19 protein-coding genes are annotated in these 17,695 nt (G+C 44.0%); all 19 read left to right on the top strand.

The annotated features are described in order from the left end of the window. Window positions 1–31: 31 nt before the first annotated feature. The 19 genes from yhbY (at window position 32) to thiE (ending at window position 17,626) form a co-directional block, all read left to right on the top strand. The gene (gene yhbY / locus I6E26_RS07565) at window positions 32–337 is read left to right on the top strand and encodes a ribosome assembly RNA-binding protein YhbY (RefSeq protein WP_235321244.1); all 306 of its coding nucleotides are present in this window, start codon (window positions 32–34) and stop codon (window positions 335–337) included. Between the two features lie 61 nt (window positions 338–398). Beyond that, window positions 399–1,523 carry a glutamate 5-kinase gene (gene proB / locus I6E26_RS07560; RefSeq protein WP_235321243.1) on the top strand — a complete coding sequence of 375 codons (1,125 nt, stop codon included), beginning with the start codon at window positions 399–401 and terminating at the stop codon, window positions 1,521–1,523. A gap of 25 nt (window positions 1,524–1,548) precedes the next feature. Continuing rightward, window positions 1,549–2,802 carry a glutamate-5-semialdehyde dehydrogenase gene (locus I6E26_RS07555; RefSeq protein WP_235321242.1) on the top strand — a complete coding sequence of 418 codons (1,254 nt, stop codon included), beginning with the start codon at window positions 1,549–1,551 and terminating at the stop codon, window positions 2,800–2,802. A gap of 144 nt (window positions 2,803–2,946) precedes the next feature. Then, window positions 2,947–3,561 carry a nicotinate-nucleotide adenylyltransferase gene (gene nadD, locus I6E26_RS07550; protein ID WP_419179916.1) on the top strand — a complete coding sequence of 205 codons (615 nt, stop codon included), beginning with the start codon at window positions 2,947–2,949 and terminating at the stop codon, window positions 3,559–3,561. A gap of 17 nt (window positions 3,562–3,578) precedes the next feature. Next, complete coding sequence (gene yqeK, locus I6E26_RS07545) at window positions 3,579–4,166, top strand: bis(5'-nucleosyl)-tetraphosphatase (symmetrical) YqeK (protein WP_235321241.1); 588 nt, start codon at window positions 3,579–3,581, stop codon at window positions 4,164–4,166. Between the two features lie 5 nt (window positions 4,167–4,171). Beyond that, window positions 4,172–5,191 (top strand): LCP family protein, encoded by a 1,020-nt coding sequence (locus tag I6E26_RS07540; protein ID WP_235321240.1) that lies wholly within the window; start codon window positions 4,172–4,174, stop codon window positions 5,189–5,191. Between the two features lie 10 nt (window positions 5,192–5,201). Next, window positions 5,202–5,555 (top strand): ribosome silencing factor, encoded by a 354-nt coding sequence (gene rsfS, locus I6E26_RS07535; RefSeq protein ID WP_235321239.1) that lies wholly within the window; start codon window positions 5,202–5,204, stop codon window positions 5,553–5,555. Between the two features lie 80 nt (window positions 5,556–5,635). After that, complete coding sequence (locus tag I6E26_RS07530; protein ID WP_235321265.1) at window positions 5,636–6,487, top strand: CvfB family protein; 852 nt, start codon at window positions 5,636–5,638, stop codon at window positions 6,485–6,487. A gap of 188 nt (window positions 6,488–6,675) precedes the next feature. Next, the gene (locus I6E26_RS07525; protein WP_235321238.1) at window positions 6,676–7,608 is read left to right on the top strand and encodes a chemotaxis protein; all 933 of its coding nucleotides are present in this window, start codon (window positions 6,676–6,678) and stop codon (window positions 7,606–7,608) included. 254 nt (window positions 7,609–7,862) lie between these two features. Beyond that, a complete protein-coding gene (locus I6E26_RS07520; RefSeq protein ID WP_235321237.1) occupies window positions 7,863–8,951 on the top strand; it encodes a GGDEF domain-containing protein in 1,089 nt (362 codons plus the stop codon). Between the two features lie 154 nt (window positions 8,952–9,105). After that, the gene (locus tag I6E26_RS07515; protein ID WP_235321236.1) at window positions 9,106–9,579 is read left to right on the top strand and encodes a single-stranded DNA-binding protein; all 474 of its coding nucleotides are present in this window, start codon (window positions 9,106–9,108) and stop codon (window positions 9,577–9,579) included. Between the two features lie 23 nt (window positions 9,580–9,602). After that, window positions 9,603–9,974 (top strand): VOC family protein, encoded by a 372-nt coding sequence (locus tag I6E26_RS07510; RefSeq protein ID WP_235321235.1) that lies wholly within the window; start codon window positions 9,603–9,605, stop codon window positions 9,972–9,974. Between the two features lie 89 nt (window positions 9,975–10,063). Then, a complete protein-coding gene (locus I6E26_RS07505) occupies window positions 10,064–10,813 on the top strand; it encodes a C39 family peptidase (RefSeq protein WP_235321234.1) in 750 nt (249 codons plus the stop codon). Between the two features lie 282 nt (window positions 10,814–11,095). Further along, window positions 11,096–12,832: a GNAT family N-acetyltransferase gene (locus I6E26_RS07500; RefSeq protein ID WP_235321233.1), complete on the top strand. Its 1,737-nt coding sequence runs from the start codon at window positions 11,096–11,098 to the stop codon at window positions 12,830–12,832. A gap of 69 nt (window positions 12,833–12,901) precedes the next feature. Further along, window positions 12,902–13,771: a phosphoribosylaminoimidazolesuccinocarboxamide synthase gene (locus I6E26_RS07495; protein WP_235321232.1), complete on the top strand. Its 870-nt coding sequence runs from the start codon at window positions 12,902–12,904 to the stop codon at window positions 13,769–13,771. A 7-nt stretch (window positions 13,772–13,778) separates the two neighbouring features. Further along, entirely contained in the window at window positions 13,779–14,318 is a 540-nt protein-coding gene (locus I6E26_RS07490; RefSeq protein ID WP_235321231.1) for a biotin transporter BioY, read from the top strand. A 140-nt stretch (window positions 14,319–14,458) separates the two neighbouring features. After that, entirely contained in the window at window positions 14,459–15,385 is a 927-nt protein-coding gene (locus I6E26_RS07485) for an RluA family pseudouridine synthase (protein ID WP_235321230.1), read from the top strand. A 33-nt stretch (window positions 15,386–15,418) separates the two neighbouring features. Continuing rightward, window positions 15,419–16,885 (top strand): beta-Ala-His dipeptidase, encoded by a 1,467-nt coding sequence (gene pepD / locus I6E26_RS07480; RefSeq protein WP_235321229.1) that lies wholly within the window; start codon window positions 15,419–15,421, stop codon window positions 16,883–16,885. A gap of 93 nt (window positions 16,886–16,978) precedes the next feature. Continuing rightward, on the top strand, window positions 16,979–17,626 hold the full coding sequence (thiE, locus tag I6E26_RS07475; RefSeq protein ID WP_235321228.1) for a thiamine phosphate synthase: 648 nt from the start codon (window positions 16,979–16,981) through the stop codon (window positions 17,624–17,626). The last annotated feature ends 69 nt before the right edge of the window (window positions 17,627–17,695 follow it).

Here is a 17,695-nt window from a genome sequence, read left to right as displayed (position 1 = left end):
TGTTTTTACGGATTATTATGGAGGATAAAATTTGATAAAGAATACATTAACTGGCAAGCAGAAAAGCTTCCTGCGTTCTATGGGCATGACTATGGATCCCATTGTCAATATTGGCAAGGAAGGCGTTACTCCTACTGTGGTTACCGCAGCTCAGGAGGCTATCAAGAAGCGGGAACTGATTAAGGTAAGAGTTTTGCAGAACTGTTTTGAGGAGCCTAGAGATGCTATTGAAACTCTGGCTGATCGCAGCAATGCCAATCTGGTACAGGTAATTGGCCGTAACGGCTTGCTTTTCCGTCGGAATTTTGACAAGCCAAAAATTGAATTGCCTAAATAAGGTTTTATATAGAATCCAATTTAGTACGTAAATAAACAACCCTGGAAAGGATGATTTTGTCATGGATATTAGAAAGCAGATAGGTAATGCCCAACGTATAGTTGTCAAGGTGGGAACTAGCACTCTGCTGCACCCCAATGGCAAAATCAACCTTTATCGTATTGAGCATTTGGCACGGGAGCTGGCAGATTTGGCCAGCCAAGGCCGGGAGGTTATACTAGTTACCTCTGGTGCTATTGGGGTAGGAATGTTGCGGATGGGCTTGTCCCAGCGGCCAGACAGCCCACAGGAGAAGCAGGCTCTGGCAGCAGTAGGCCAGGTACAGCTGATGCATCTTTATGACAAATTCTTTACGGAATATGGTCAGGTTGTGGGCCAGGTTCTGCTGACCAAGGAGAATTTTGCTAACCACGATCAGTATATCAATGGCCGTAACACTATTTTGACCATGCTGAAAAATAATGTTCTGCCAGTTATCAATGAAAATGATGCTGTTACCATTGCCGAGGTAAAGATTGGAGATAATGATACTCTATCAGCTACTGTAGCAGCTATGGTGGATGCAGATGTATTGATTATTCTTTCTGATATTGACGGGGTATATGATGCCAATCCTCAGACACACCCAGAGGCCAAGCTGCTGCATGAGATTCCGGAAATCACTCAGGCTGTGGAACAGCTGGCAGGCGGAGCAGGCTCCAATGTAGGAACTGGAGGCATGGCTACCAAGATAGAGGCAGCCAAGATTGCTGTAGCCAGCGGTGTAACCATGTTTATTGCCTCTGGCAGTGAAAACGGTATTCTGCGGGCAATTTTGCAGGGTGAGGAAATTGGTACAGTGTTCCCACCAAGACCGGCTCATTTGCGGGCGCGTAAGGGATGGCTGGCCTTTGGAAGACGTATTTCTGGTGTGCTTTTTGTGGATGAAGGCTGTGTCAAGGCCTTAAAGGCTGGTTCCAGCCTGTTGGCAGCAGGTATTACGGCTACTGAGGGCAATTATCCTGCTGGCAGTACCGTGCGAGTATTGACCCATGATTATCAGGAAATAGCTCGGGGCACCATTAATTATGCTGCGGAGACTATAGAAAAAATCAAGGGCAGAAAAACCTCCGATTTTGCAGGGCTGATTCAGGGAGAAATCCATGATGAGGTTATTCATAGAGATAATATGGTATTGATGATTTGATAGATTGCCGTAGGAGGGACTTTAGATGGATTTACAGGAAATGATTTTAGCCAAGGCTGGTGCTGCCAAGGAGGCTGCCCAGTCCATGAATATGCTTTCTACTGTGGTAAAGAATGCGGCCTTGCTGGCTATGGCTCACGCCTTGGAGCAGCGTTGTGAGGCGGTTTTGGAGGCCAATCAACAGGATTTGGAGCAGGCTCGCCACAAGGGAGTTAAGCGTTCCTATCTGGATAGATTAATGCTGGATGAAAGCAGAATCAAGGGGATGGCTGATGGCCTCAGACAGGCTGCAGCTCTGCCAGATCCTATTGGGGAAGGTGATTATTCCACTATTCGTCCCAATGGCCTGGAAATCCGCCGGGTACGGGTTCCTTTAGGTGTGGTAGGCATGATTTATGAGGCTAGACCAAATGTAACAGCAGATGCTATTGGCTTGTGTCTGAAATCTGGTAACAGTGTTCTCCTTCGGGGAGGTTCTGAGGCGTTGCTGTCCAACAAGGCTATTGCAGCAATTATGTCAGAGGCGGCTTATCATGCTGGTATTCCAGAGGGAGCTATCCAGCTGATTGATACAACAGATCGGGAGGCAGTAAATATTATGCTGCGATTGAAGGAATATTTGGATGTAATTATTCCTCGTGGCGGAGCCGGCCTTATTAAAACTGTAGTAGAAAACAGCATTGTACCTGTTATTGAAACTGGCACCGGTGTGTGTCATACCTTTGTAGATGCTACAGCTGATTTGTCTATGGCCTTGAATATAGCTATTAATGCCAAAACTTCCCGCCCTTCGGTGTGCAATGCCATGGAAACCTTGCTGGTTCATGAGCAGGTGGCGGGAGAGTTTTTGCCTGTATTGCAGGAAGCTATGGCAGCCAAAAACTGTGAGCTGCGGGGCTGTCCAAAATGCCGGGCTATTCTGCCTGATATGGTGGAGGCAGTGCCAGAGGATTGGAGCACAGAATATGGCGATTTGATTCTCTCTGTCAAGGTGGTTTCTGATATTCAGGAGGCTATCGCTCATATTAATAAATATAATACTGGTCATTCTGAGGCCATTATTACGGAAAGCCTTCATAATGCCAGACTGTTCCAGCGTTGTGTAGATGCAGCGGCAGTATATGTAAATGCTTCTACTAGATTTTCTGATGGCTGTGAATTTGGCTTTGGGGCGGAAATCGGCATTAGCACCCAGAAGCTTCACGCTAGAGGGCCTATGGGCTTGCTGGCCTTAACCAGTACCAAATATCTGGTGGTAGGCGATGGACAGATTCGCTAAGTTAAGGGCTTATTTCAGAACTCTAAGGCAGTATGCTTGCAATGCTAAGGGGCGTCACGATATACTTGATTATGGCAGAGCGTTATTTTGCATATTGCTGACAGTGCTTGTTTTGTGGAAGATATTGGCAAAGGGGAGTTGACAATGGGAAAAAAAAGAGTTGGTATCTTTGGTGGTACCTTTGATCCCATTCATATGGGGCATCTTATTGTGGCAGAAACCATTATGGATGAATTTCATTTGGATAAGGTGGTTTTTATTCCTGCTGCAGTGCCTCCCCACAAATTGGACAAGCAAATCTCCCCAGCTAAGCATCGCTATATGATGACCATGCTGGCCACCTGTTCCAATCCCCGTTTTCAGGTATCTGATATGGAAATGCACCGGCAGGGGCCATCCTATAGCCGGGATACTCTGGCTCAGCTGCTAGAGGAGCATGGCAGGGATACAGAATTTTATTTTATTGTAGGGGCAGATTCGGTGGAAAACCTCCATACTTGGAATCGTATTGATGAATTATTGACTATGTGCCATTTTATTGGGGCATCCCGGCCAGGCTGTATGCCGGATATGGAGAAAATTGCGCAACGCTTTGGGCCTCTGGTAGAGAAAATTCACTGTTTGGAAACTCCGGAGCTGGAAATTTCTTCTACAGAAATTCGTCATAGAGTAGGTCAAAAAAGAACAATACGCTATATTGTGCCTGAAACGGTGGAACAATATATTTATAAAGAAAAATTGTATTTGGATATGGTATAATAAAGAGGGCTGTGGCTATGAACTATGAGGAAATGAAAATAAAATTGCAATCCAGACTAAAGCCATCAAGGTATGAGCATTCAGTAGGGGTGGCAGAAACAGCAGTCTTTTTGGCTGAGAGATTTCATGTTGATGTGGATAAGGCCCGCATTGCAGGCTTGCTTCATGACTGTGCCCGCCAGTATTCTAATGAACAGCTGCCTCAGGAGGCTTCGGGCCGAGGTATTGCCATTGGCCCAGTGGAAAAGGAAATGCCTCTTTTGCTTCACGGCTATGTAGGTGCTCAGTTGATTGCTGAGGAATATGATGTAGATTCTCCTGAGATAGCCCAGGCCATTTATCGTCATACGGTGGGAGGCCCTCATATGACTGATTTGGACAAGATTGTTTATTTTGCCGATATGATTGAGCCCCATCGAAATTATCCAGAGGTAGAGGAGCTGCGGCGTTTGTCCAGAGAAGCTTCCTTGGATGAAATGGTCTTGGAGGGACTGAACCAGTCCATTATTTTTGTGGTAAGCAAGGGACATTTACTGCATCCTGATACCATTGCCGCTAGGAATGATATTCTTTTGGAAAACTCTAAGAAAGCTGATTTGGATTGATGTAGATGGTAAGTCAGACAAAAATAAATGTAGAACGCAAAAGAAAAATCAGGCGAAAAAAACGCAGGCTGAAATTCCTTCGTCTGCTGGTAGTCATGGTTATTTTTGGCCTTATTATGACCGCTGTAGGCTGGGTTTGTCAGCAGGCATACAATTGGGCATATAAGACCTATGCAGTTTACGCAGAGATTTATGATGACTATAGACAGCGCCGAGAGCTAAGGGCGGCCAGCTTTGATCCCCGGTTTGATGGTTATACCAATATCCTTTTTGTGGGCTTGGATACCGGGGCCGAGGGCATGGGACAACAGGCAGACAATATGTTTTTGTTAAGCTTTCGCCATGAGGATGGAGCTGTCCGTATTGTGAATATACCTCGCTTTACCTTGACGGAAATCCCAGGCATACAAGGAACCCAGCGTTTGAATAGTGCCTATCCCTATGGAGGTATTAATCTTTTGGAGCAGTCAGTGGAAAAGCTGCTGAATGTAACAGTACATCACAATGTGGTGATTGATACAGAGGCTCTCAGGGAGCTGGTGGATGTTATTGGTGGCATAGATGTATATGTGGAAACCAATATGGATTATGATGATCCAGAGGAGGATCTCCATATTCATATTCCAAAGGGGTATCAGCATATGGATGGTGATACAGCCCAGAAATATCTTCGCTATGCCAGTGATGATTTAGGAGCCTATGGCCGAGGCAAGAGACAACAGAGCTTTATCAAGGCTGTGTACAACCGAATGCTGCAGCCGGATATGGTAACCAAGCTTCCTCAGCTGACAGATGTATGGCAGCGTCGGGTACATACCACTATTGAGGTCTTTGATGCAGGTCATTTTGCCAGCCTGGTCAGCAAGCTGGCCAATGTTCAGCCAGAGCTGAAGCTGCTGCCGGGAGGCTGGGATCAATACGGTTCCTGGGTATCCAATCCTCAGGATGTACAAAATATGATGAATGAGCTCTTCCCACAGCCGGAGGAGCAGGAAGAAAATAAAGGATTTTTTGATTTTTTTTAGGAGGAATAATATGGTAAAAACATCTCTTGAATTGGCAAAGCTCATAGCCGAAGCTGCCTCTGACAAAAAGGCTAGAGATATTGTGCTGATGAATATGATTGATTTGACACCAACTACAGATTATTTTGTAGTTTGCTCTGCTGGCAGCACTACCCAGGTGCGGGCAATTGCTGATAATATTGAGGAAAAGCTTCAGGAGGAGGCAGGCATTGATTTTCTGCACAAGGAAGGCTATCGCGAGGGCGAGTGGGTGCTGTTGGATTATGGTGACTGTGTAGCCCATATCTTCCTGCAGGATAGCCGTGAATACTATGCCTTGGAAACTCTGTGGGGAGATGCAGAGCTGACTCCTTATGAGGATTGATGATGGCAGGTATGAATAATTCACGTCGTGGCGGCTTCCGTCAGAGGGAAAGCCGTTCTCCTAGAGAAGAAAAGCCTGTTATGAAATATGGCCCTAGTACAGTGGCGGTGCTGACTGTTGTGCGAGAATCTGAAATGGGTGCCTTTCTGGATGCAGAAACCGGTCGTACCAATGATGATATTCTGTTGCATAAGACTCAGCAGACTGAACCAGTACATATTGGGGATCAGGTAAAGGTGTTCTTATATCTGGATCCTAAGCATCGTTTGACTGCCAGTATGCGAGTACCTAGATTGAAGGAAGGTCAGATTGCCCGGATGCGGGTTATCAATGTTACCAAAGATGGTGCCTTTTTGGATGTAGGTGCGGAGCGTGGTATCTTTATGCCTTATGCTGGCATGAGAGGCAAGCTGCAGATAGGTGAAGTGGTATGGGCCAAGCTTTATACTGATAAGTCTGGCCGTCTGGCTGTAACCATGAAGGTTGAGGACGAAATGCGCCGTGCCTCTGTCAAGGCAGTAGATGTTCACAAGGGACAGATGGTTAAAGGTTCTGTGTACAATATTACAGATAGTGGTGCTTTTATGCTAACCACTGAGCGTTATATTGCCTTTATTGCCAACAAGGAGATGCAGGAGCATCCAAGAGTTGGCCAGGAGCTGGAGGCCCGGGTTACTTATGTCCGTCCAGATGGCAGAATAAATGCTTCCCTTAGAGAAGCCAAGGAAAAGGCTTTGGTCAGTGATGCAGACAAGATACTAATGTTCCTGCAATCTAACAATGGCCGTATGCCTTATTGTGATACCAGCAGTCCAGAGCTTATTAAGGGTAAATTCAAAATAAGCAAAGCAGCTTTCAAAAGAGCTTTGGGGCATTTGTACAAGGATGGCCTGATTGAAATGAAGGATGGCTGGACTTATTTGTGCGATTAAGTCTATTTTTAAAAAGTTTTTTTGAATTTAGCAGGATTTTATATATTTGTCGCGAATAAAATATCTGTAAGGAATATTTTCTCCTTTTTAGAGGGAGAAATTTCAATATGTGTTAAATATATCTGTGACTGCACAGGCCTAGAGGTCGGTAGGCAATTACAGAGGTAAAATAAGATGGGGGCGATAGAATGGCAGTTGAAGAGAACAAGGGAATTCTGCTGGAAACAGGTACAAATGAGTTTGAAATTGTTGAATTCAGCATTGGCTCTGTTAATTACGGCATAAATGTGGCAAAGGTACGGGAGGTTATTACCCGCACACCGGTTACAGAGATGCCTCAGGCACATCCTTATGTTGATGGTTTGTTTACACTGCGTGGCAAGGCAATTCCTTTGGTAAATTTGCCAAGATGTCTGAATATGCCTAGTCAGGGAGAGCCAAAGAATATAATTGTTACTGAGATTAACAATTATGATATTGCTTTCCTGGTTGACAGTGTATCCCGTATTCACCGTATTTCCTGGAAGAATATGGAGCCTGCTCCAGAGGTCGGGGATCAGTCCAGAGTAGTAGGTATTGTTAAGATGCAGGAAAAGATTATTCTGCTGCTGGATTTTGAGACTATTATTGCAGAGATTAATCCAGAGATTAATGCCAAGCTGACTACTTTTGATGATGCACCTATGGATATGAAGGCAGAGCGTTCCAACGTACATGTTCTTTGTGCTGAGGATTCTCCATTGCTGAGAGAGCTGCTAGTAAATACGCTCCATGAGTCTGGCTATCGTTTTGTCCGTGACTTTAACAATGGTCAGGATGCTTGGAATTATCTGGCTAACAATCTTAAGGCAGATTTGCCTGTGGAGGATCAGGTGCGGGTAATTATCTCTGATATTGAGATGCCACAGATGGATGGTCATCGCCTCCTGAAGCTGGTTCGAAGTGATGCTAGGTTTAATGGTATTCCATTTATCCTGTTCTCCTCCTTGATTAGTGAGGAAATGCGCCGCAAGGGCGAGGAGCTGGGAGCTGATGGTCAGATTTCCAAGCCAGAAATCAATCAGCTTATCGGCCTGATAGACGAGCTTATCTTTGGTATTAAGATAGATAAGGAAGAATAAAGATTTCTTAGGAGCTGTTCCTTTCCGCTATAAGGTAGATAAGGGGACAGCTCTTTTTTGCTGTAAATTAATATAGTAAATAACTTGAGAATGTGATAAAATATATATGAACGAATGATAATGAGTTTTAATATGTTTAAACTACTAACTGGATTGACTGATATAAGCAGAAAAGTGTAGAATTAAAACAGGGATGTTTTTGTAATGCGAGAGGATTTTATTTATGGGGTATATGATATAAAAGGAGTGGCAGCATGGATGAGGTAATGGGGATTCATTTTTCAATGCTGGTAATAACCTGTTTATTGATGCTTACTATGGGAGTACAGGCTTATTATTCCATTGCCATAAGTTCAAAATTGAATAGAACCTTTATTTACTGTTTTATTTTGATTACTTTTTGTGCTGTTATGGATTGGTTTCGTTTGACTCTGAATGGCTCAACAGCACCAGTTTATTTGCATTATTTAGCTGTCAGCTCGGAATATGCCAGTGCACCTTTGGTGGTTTTGCTGATTATTAGAGTATTGGGACGAATGAGGGAAAATTATTTCTTAGTGCCCTTATTTGTACTTAATATTATTCTGCAATTTTCTACAGGCTTTACCAATTGGATTTTTTATATAGATGATGCCAATATGTTTGTGCGGGGAGATTATTTCCGTGTTTATGTAGCTATTTATACTATTGGCATTTTTACCATGTATAGAGCTGTCCACAAATGTAGTCAGGAATATCAAAACCGTAACTATAAGATGCTGCTGTTAAGTATTATTTCCCTGACTGTTGGGGTAGGCATGAACGAATTTGGTGCTACAGAAAATCGTACTACTTTTTTGGCAGTAGCCATTGCCAGCACCTTGTTTTACATTTACTTTATGGAAATCAGTATTCAGATGGATTCATTGACTAAATTGCTGAATCGACGCTGTTTTGATAAGCATATAAAGCAATTGAGTTATGATACAGCTATTGTTTTCTTTGATGTAAATCAATTCAAAAGTATAAATGATAATTATGGTCATAAGCATGGAGATATTGTTTTACAGCAGGTAGCCAGCAATATTCGCTATGTTTTTGGCAATATGGGTTATATCTACCGAATTGGCGGGGATGAATTTGCCATGATTCTTAAGCCAGGACAGCTGGAGAAGATGAATTATCTTTTGATGGTGGAGCTGCTGGAACAAAGGCTGGATAAGGTGCGCCAAAATGAAAATCCTATTCTGCCATCGGTGTCAATTGGACATGCTATTTACAGGGAAGGTATGAATAAGGCTGATGTTATTAGTCTGGCAGATCAGCGGATGTATATTCATAAAAATGGCAGTGGTCGTTCTTAAGAGCATAATAGATATAAATATATACTCTAATTATAGGCGAATGTTTTTTCTAAAAATGCTGGTTTTTTCCGGTAATATCTGTTATGATAGATACAGAATTTGTAAATGACCTGTTAGAAAGGTATCCTGGCAGGTGTGATGGGAGGAAATATAGATGAATAAGGTATTTCTGAAGGGCCGTTTGGCTCGTGATGTAGATTTGCGTACTACTACCACCGGTAAGTCTGTGGCTCAGGTAAGTATTGCTGTCAATCGTTGGGGCAAGGACCAGGGAGCAGATTTTATACCATTGGTTATCTGGGGACAGCAGGCAGAAACCTTTGCCCGCTATCTCTTTAAGGGCCGTGAGGTGCTGGTAGAGGGCCGTATGCAGGTAAGAAGCTATGATGACAAGAATGGCAACAAGCGTTATGCCACAGAGGTTATTGTAGAGAACTTTGAGTTCTGCGGCAGTCGTAATGATGCTGGCAACGGCGGTGGCAACGACGGCTTTGGCGGTGGCAATAACTTTGCCGGCGGCGGTAATGACAGCTTCGCTGGCAACGGCGGACAGAACAACAGCAATGCGCCATTTGCTGGCAGTGATAACTTTGGCAGTATGCCAGAGGACAGCGATATTCCATTCTGATTTAGGGGGGATGAGGTGTTTTTATGCAGTTTAAAATGATTCATGAGAATTACAATGTAGCTGATTTGGCGGTTTCCATTCCTTTTTATGAGGAGGCCTTGGGACTCCATGAGGTAAGACGTAAAGAAGCTCAGGATGGTTCCTTTATCATTGTGTATTTGGCTAATGATGCTTCCGATTTCGAGCTGGAGCTGACCTGGCTGCGGGATATGGATAGACCTTATAATCTGGGAGATTGTGAATTCCATTTAGCATTCCGCACAGATTATTATGAGGCGGCTCATGCCAAGCACGAAAAGATGGGCTGCATCTGCTATGAAAATCCTCAGATGGGTATTTATTTTATCAAAGATCCAGACGGATATTGGCTGGAGATTCTTCCATCTGTAAAATAAGATTTATTCAGAAATTTACGTGCGATTAAGCTCCTTCAAAGACAAGTGAGTCTTAGCACCTGTTTCTCTGGAGTTAAGTGAGGTAAAAAATGAAAAATCTATATAAAACAATTCTATCATTATGTATGTGTAGTGCCTTTATGTGCTCTGTAGCCATGGCACAGGCACTAAGGGTTATTCCCTATCCAGATGGTTTGGAGACACAAATAGAGGGCGCTTCCTCTGCACCACTAGATATTAATCATGAGGATTCAAAATATTTTAGTCAGCTGGATTACTACAATATGGAATCTAATAACAATCTGACTATTCTCAGTCATTATCCCACCTATCAGCAGACCACAGAATATACCTGCGGTCCTGCTGCAGGTCTTACTGTGCTGTATTACTTTGGCGATACTCAGTATGACGAAATGTCCTTAGCTCAGGAAATGAAAACCCAAGGCTATCCTATTGGCACAAATCCACAGGATATGGTAGATTTCTTCAAGAGAATAGGCTATCATACAGAAAGTAGCTTAGATGGCATTACCTTTGACAGCTATGCTGCCTTTAGGGACTTTGTTTTAGCTGAGCTAAAGAATAATCACCCTATTATGGTAGAAAATGTGGAATGGGGCGGTCATTGGCGTGTGATTATCGGCTACGACGATATGGGTACCGAGGCTACATTGGATGATGTGCTTATTTTTGCCGATAGCTATGATACCTGTGACCATTTGCAGGATGGCTATATGGTAGGAAGCGGCTGGAAGTTCTATTCCATGTGGTTTGATCACTATATGTTGCCAGAGGCTCAAAGAAATCAGCCCTTTATCGTTGCTTATCCAGAGGATTAAGAATTGTTAATTCAATAGGAAAAATTATGAGGCGAAGGCTTACAACTTACATGTGGGCTTTCGCCTTTTATATTCCCCTTGACAGAAAGGTATGAGATAATTATAATTATATTGTAATAATTATAGTTACAACAATAGAGCTTTATACTGAATTATATATGTAATAACGAAGTTAAAATATTTAGAAAATGAGAAAATTGGTTCTTTTTTTGAGTCGTTGGGTAAACTGTGGTATAATGCACAAAGATGAGTAATAGTGTAAGAATTAAGTAGGTAGATAAAATGACCAAGATTAATTTTCGCGAAATAACTATTGAGGATAAGGATTGGATAAAGGCTCGACTGGCAGAGGATAATGATAACAGTTGCGAGCGTTCCTTTACCACGATTTTTTTATACCGTAGATTGTATAAGGCCCAGATGGCAGATATTTTGGGGTGCTGTGTCCTAAGGTGTATCTATAAAACTATGCGGGAGAATGTGCCCTACTGGACCTATTATTTTCCTATTGGCGCTGGGGACAAGCAGGGTGCCTTGAAAATTATGCTGGAGCTGTGCCAGCAGGAGGGGATTCCCTTGCATTTGGAGCCTATTACGGTTAAGGAAAGGGATTTGCTTTTGGAATGGTTCCCTGGGCGGTTTTTGATTGAGTCCAATCGAAATTGTTATGACTATATCTATAGCAGGGAAAAGCTGGCAGGTTTGCGTGGCAAAAAGATGCAGAAGAAACGGAATCATATTGCCCGTTTCAAGGATGATCCGGATTGGAGCTATGAGCCTATTACCAAGGAGAATTTGGCAGAAACCAGATTTATGGCCCACAATTGGATTTGTTCCCGGGAGGAAAAATGGAATGAGGATATGGAAGATGAATTTTCCGTGTTGGAGGATGCCTTTGCCAATTACGATGCCCTAGGGTTGAGAGGAGGTATTCTCCGGCAGCATGGGGATATTGTGGCCTTTACCATGGGAGATCCTCTGAACGCCGATACCTTCCTGGTACATTTTGAAAAAGCCTTTCCAGAGGTGCAGGGAGCCTATCCAATGATAAATCAGCAGTTTGTCCAGCAGGCTACCGAGGGCTTTGAGTATATTAACCGGGAGGATGATACAGGAGATTTGGGTTTGCGGAAAGCCAAGCTGTCCTATTATCCTGAGATTTTGCTAAAGAAATATGTGGCAGAAACCAGCGATGTACTGATGGCAGATCCTATTAGGGATAGAGAGGCCATTGAAATCATGTGGGAGCAATGCTTTGGGGACAGCAAGGAGTTTATTGACTTCTATATGGAAAATCGTATGACAGAGCTGAATATGCTGGTGATTCAGCGTCAGGGACGGCCAGTGTCTATGGCCACCTTCCTGCCAGCAGATATTCAGACTCCTATAGGGAATCTGGAGGGGTATTATGTCTATGCTGTGGCTACTTTGCCAGAGTATCAGGGACAGGGGTTGTCTACACGGATTTTGGAATTTGCCCAGCAGCATTGGCAGAAGCCGTTGCTGCTAAGTCCAGCGGAATCCAGCTTGCGAATTTTTTATGCCAAGCTGGGCTTTCAGCCAGTATATGTACCTAAGTTTTATGCCCTTCAGCCAGCAGCCATCCAGGATGAAGTGGAGCTAAAGCCTGCTACAGCCAAGGAATACAAACACATTAGAGATGAGCATTGGCAGGGCCCTGGATATGTAGCATGGTTGGAGGAGGATATTGCCTATGCCATGAAGCATGCAGCTTTTCAGCAGGGTGAATCCTTGCTGTTTACCAATCAGCAGGGGCAGCAGCTGGTAATGTACACCATTGATGGTAATACCATGAGAATTGTGGAAACCACCTTGGAACTTAGCCAGCTGCCGGGGATTCTTCCTGCTCTTAGACAGCGGTTCCAGGAAAAATATCCAGAACATGAGCCGATTATCAATTATGAGTATAAACTGCCAGATGGCATGGTATGGCTGCCGGAGCAGTTTAAGACCACCAGATTGAAGCGTCGGGGCTATTTGAATCTGGTACTTGATTAACCATGAGTTGGTGTGATATTATTTACATTACATGAAGATGTAATTTTAACTGATTTACAGGAGGAAATTATGAAAGAGTATAAGCCATTCAAATCCGGTAAGGTTCGCGAGGTATATGATGCAGGTGATAGCATTATCATGGTTGCAACAGATCGTATTTCTGCTTTTGATCACATTCTCAAGAACAAAATCACCCAGAAGGGGCAGGTTCTTACCCAGATGTCCAAATTCTGGTTTGATTTGACTGCTGACATTGTGCCAAACCACATGATTTCCGTAGATAATAAAGATATGCCTGAGTTCTTCCAGCAGGAGCAGTTCCAGGGCAACAGCATGATGTGCAAGAAGCTTACTATGCTGCCTATGGAGTGTATTGTTCGCGGCTATATTACCGGCAGCGGCTGGGAAAGCTATCAGGAGAATGGAACTGTTTGCGGTATTAAGCTGCCAGAGGGACTTAAGGAATCCCAGCAGCTGCCTGAGCCAATCTTCACCCCAAGCACTAAGGCAGAGATTGGTGACCATGACATTAATGTCAGCTTCGAGGAAGGCATTAAGTATGTAGAGAAGGAATTCCCAGGTAAGGGCCGTGAGTACATGACCATGATGCGTGATGCTACTATTGCTATCTACAAGAAGTGTGCAGATTATGCAAGACAGCATGGCATTATTATTGCTGATACCAAGTTTGAATTTGGTATTGACGAAAACGGCACCTTTATGATCGGTGATGAGATGCTTACTCCAGATAGCTCCCGCTTCTGGCCATTGGAGGGCTACGAGGCAGGCAAGTCTCAGCCATCCTATGACAAGCAGTTTGTTCGTGATTGGCTGAAGGCTAATCCAGATAGCGATTATCTCCTGCCAGACGAGATTATTGAAAAGACCATTGCTAAGTACAAGGAGGCTTATACCCTTCTTTCTGGTAAGGAACTGTAAGAAGAAAATGACAAAAGAAATTTTTACTCCTCATGCTATGGCCAAAATGGCTATGTGTGTGGCCTTGATAAGTATTGGTGGCTACATTGCCTTTCCTACTCCTTTTTCCCCGGTGCTGGTAACAGCTACCACCTTGGCTTTGGGCATTACAGCTTTGGTTTTGCCACCAAAGCAGACCGCTGTAGCTATTCTGGTATGGATATTGCTGGGAGCTGTGGGGATACCTGTTTTTTCTGGTGGCCAGGGAGGCATTGGGAAGTTGTTAGGGCCTAGTGGAGGTTTCTTTCCTGGTTTTTGGCTTGGTTATGTGGGTGTCAGTCTGCTAAAGGGCAGTAAATATGATTGGAAGCGCTATCTGCTGGTTTTGCTGGTGGTGGCTTTTCCTTTTACCTACGCTTTGGGTATTGCCTATTTGATGTGTGCTCTGCATATTGAAATGTGGCAGGCTATGACTATGGCCATGTTTTCCTTTATTCCGGGGGATATTTTAAAGGCAGTGGCCGCAGCCTTTTTAGGGGTGCGTCTGAACAAAGTTCTGCCTCACTAAAATTAAATTATTTAGGCATTAGGGAATGTTCTTTCAGGAGGACATTCCTTTTTGTTGTTTCTGGGCAAAATTGTTGGATAATGCAGAACAGGAAAAAATATGATATAATACAACTTATATGTGTCGTTTGGAGGAATATCATGCAAAAAAAAGGAAAGGCGAAAAATTCCAGCCTAAAAAAATACATTGTGGCAGATAGATATGACGGCATGGCTTTGGAGGAATATCTAAAAACTGTAATGGAAGTATCGGCTAGACAACGGCAGAAGCTGTTTTTTAGTCATGGTGTTTATGTAAACGGCGTTAGTGCCCATACCAAGCGAGCCTTGAAGGCAGGGGATATGGTGGCTATACGCCAGTTTAAGGATTCAAGCTATGGTGTAACCCCGGAGGAGGGGAACCTGGACATTATCTATGAGGATAATGATGTTATTGTGGTCAACAAGCCAGCAGGAATTTTGGTGCATCCGGCAGGCCGTACAGAATTTGGCACCTTGGCCAATTACTTGGCAGGCTATTTTAAGCAGAAAAAGCAAATTGTAACCATAAGGCCGGTGCATCGCCTGGATAGGGATACAACAGGTTGTGTTCTATTTGCCAAATCTGGCAAGCTGCAGACTACTTTGGAAAAAATGCTGGCTGAGGGAAAAATTCATCGCAGCTATGAGGCTGTGATTGTAGGAGCAGGCAGTAAGCTGGCTGAGGAATGTCCACAGGGAATTATTGAGGCGCCTATTGCCAAGGATGTATTTAGGCCTAATCGCCGGGTGGTGGCTTCTGGGGGACAGAGGGCTGTAACCCATTTTCAGGTGCTAAAGGAGGGCCAGAGCTTTAGCCTTCTCTCTCTTTGGCTGGAAACAGGCCGTACCCATCAGATACGTGTTCATTTGGCTCATAGTGGCTATCCTGTAGTGGGAGACAAGATGTATGGTCGGGCAGATAAGAGTCTAGGCCGTCAGGAGCTCCATGCCGCAGCCTTGGAATTTATCCATCCTCTTACGGGAGAAAAGCTGAAGCTTAGAGCTAAAAGGCCAGAGGATTTTCAACATTTAATTGACAATATATGAGATAATATAACAAAAAAGAAAGGGTTTTAGGGAATGAACAACATTAGCGATATTAGCAAGGAAAACATTATAGAGGGCGTATTAGCAGAATTTGCCAAGCTGGCAGAGATTCCTCGTCCTTCCGGTCATGAGAAGGCTGTCAGCGATTATCTTTACAAGCTGTTTGCAGATATGGGCTGTCAGGTGGAACAGGACAAGGTAAATAATATTATTGCGGATATGGCTGCTACTGATGATTGTCAGGACAAGCCATTGGTGGTATTGCAGGCTCACATGGATATGGTTTGTGTGGCTGATGATGGTGTGGCCTATGATCCAATTAAGGATCCTATTAAGCTGGTGCGAGAAGGAGATAAGCTCCATGCAGACGGTACCAGCCTTGGTGCTGATGATGGTATGGGGATTGCCATTATTGTTTACATTATGAAAAATCTTCAGAGCCACGGACCAATTCGTGCTATTATTACTGTGGATGAAGAAGCCGGTATGACTGGTTCTATCAATTTGACAGACAACCATTTCGAGGGTGTAAAGTATCTGATTAACTGTGATTCCGAGGATTGGGATTTGCTGACTGTAGGTAGTGCAGGCAGTGGAGATATGGATTTCTCCAGAAGCTATAAGCTGGCAGAGGAAGTTAAGGGTAAGGCTTATTCCTTGAAACTGGCTGGTCTTAAGGGCGGTCATTCCGGTGAGGAAATCAACTGTGGTGCGGCCAATGCCTTGAAGGCTATGGCGGTTTGTCTGGATGGTATCCGCAGCAAGGGACAGAGCTTCCAGCTGGTATCCTTTAATGGTGGCAGAGCCAAGAATGTTATTCCAAGCGTAGCAGAGGCTGTATTCTATATGGATATGGAACCTGCTCAGCTGCAGCAGCTGGTAGATGAGGCATATACACACTTTATGGGCCATTATGGGGATATTGAGGAAAATGCTTCTCTGGTTTTGCAGGAATTGGAGGCTGGTTCCTGTCAGGCTATGGAGAAGGCAGATGGAGATAGGTTGATTGATTTGCTGTTGATTTTGTCCAATGGTGTTTCTGCCATGTCCCAGCTGTGTCCAGGTTTGGTAGAAACCTCTGCTAATATTGGCGTGGTGAATACTGATGCTGACAAGAAGCTTATGTCCGTACAGTATATGCCTCGTTCCAGCCGAGAAGAAAGCATTAAGGAGTATTATGCTACTGCTGGTGCTATTGGCAGAGTGGCAGGCTTTGAGGTGAAATATGGCACTATGTTCCCTAGCTGGGCGGAACGAAAGAACAGCAAGCTGGCAGAGATTATGAGTGAGGTTTTTCAGGAGCAGAATCAGCAGCCAATGCGCATGGCTACCATTCATGCAGGCTTGGAGTGCAGCTGGCATCTCCAGCACAATCCAGCCATGGATGTAGTATCTATTGGTACTAATAACAATGATATTCACTCTCCAAAGGAAACCTTGGAGCTGCATACTGTACCACCACAGGTATTGCTTATAGCAGAAACCTTGGTAAGAATCTAAGATAAATAGTAATTTTGTGTACTCCCTTGGCTTTGGCTGAGGGAGTATTATAATAAATAATAAATATAAATGTCATGAGGGAGTGATTTTTTTATGAATAGACAGGAAGCTATGGAATGTTTCAAGGCATTTCCTATATATGGTATTACGGCAGAGAGTATGTCCAATGGCCGTGATAATATGGAGGTTGTTCGGGCTATGCTGGAGGGAGGTATACGCTTCATTCAGTATCGGGAAAAGACTAAAAGCGGACTGGCGAGATATGAGGAGTGCCTTCGTTTGCGGGAACTGGCTCAAAGCTATGGGGCAGCCTTTATTATTGATGATTTTGTGGATTTGGCTTTGGCGGTAGATGCTGATGGGGTGCATATTGGCCAGGATGATTTGCCACCGGCTGTAGTACGGAAGCTTTTGGGGCCTGATAAGATTATTGGCTGGTCTACTCATGGACCGGAGCAGCTGCAGGAGGCTAATCGGTTGACGGATATTTTGGACTATGTAGGATGTGGGCCTGTTTTTGCTACTCAGACCAAGGCTACAGCGGTGCCTGTGGGGTTGGAGTATATTACCTATGCCAATGAGCATGCGGCTTTGCCTTTTGTGGCTATTGGGGGGATTAAGGAGCATAATATTACCCAGGTACGGGGAGCTGGTGCGGATACGGTGTGCGTGGTTTCTGAAATTACCGGAGCAGAAGATATTGCAGGCAAGGTTAGAAAATTGGCTGAGCTTATGCGATAAATTCTGATTTGCCGAATACATCAATTATCTATACACTTCTCGTAGGCATGGCATATACCCTTACAGGCA

Origin of the sequence: Anaerovibrio lipolyticus (genome assembly GCF_021531495.1) — a bacterium.
In the GTDB taxonomy this organism is placed as follows: Bacteria; Bacillota; Negativicutes; order Selenomonadales; family Selenomonadaceae; genus Anaerovibrio.
This window is presented reverse-complemented; position numbering and strand designations above follow the sequence as displayed.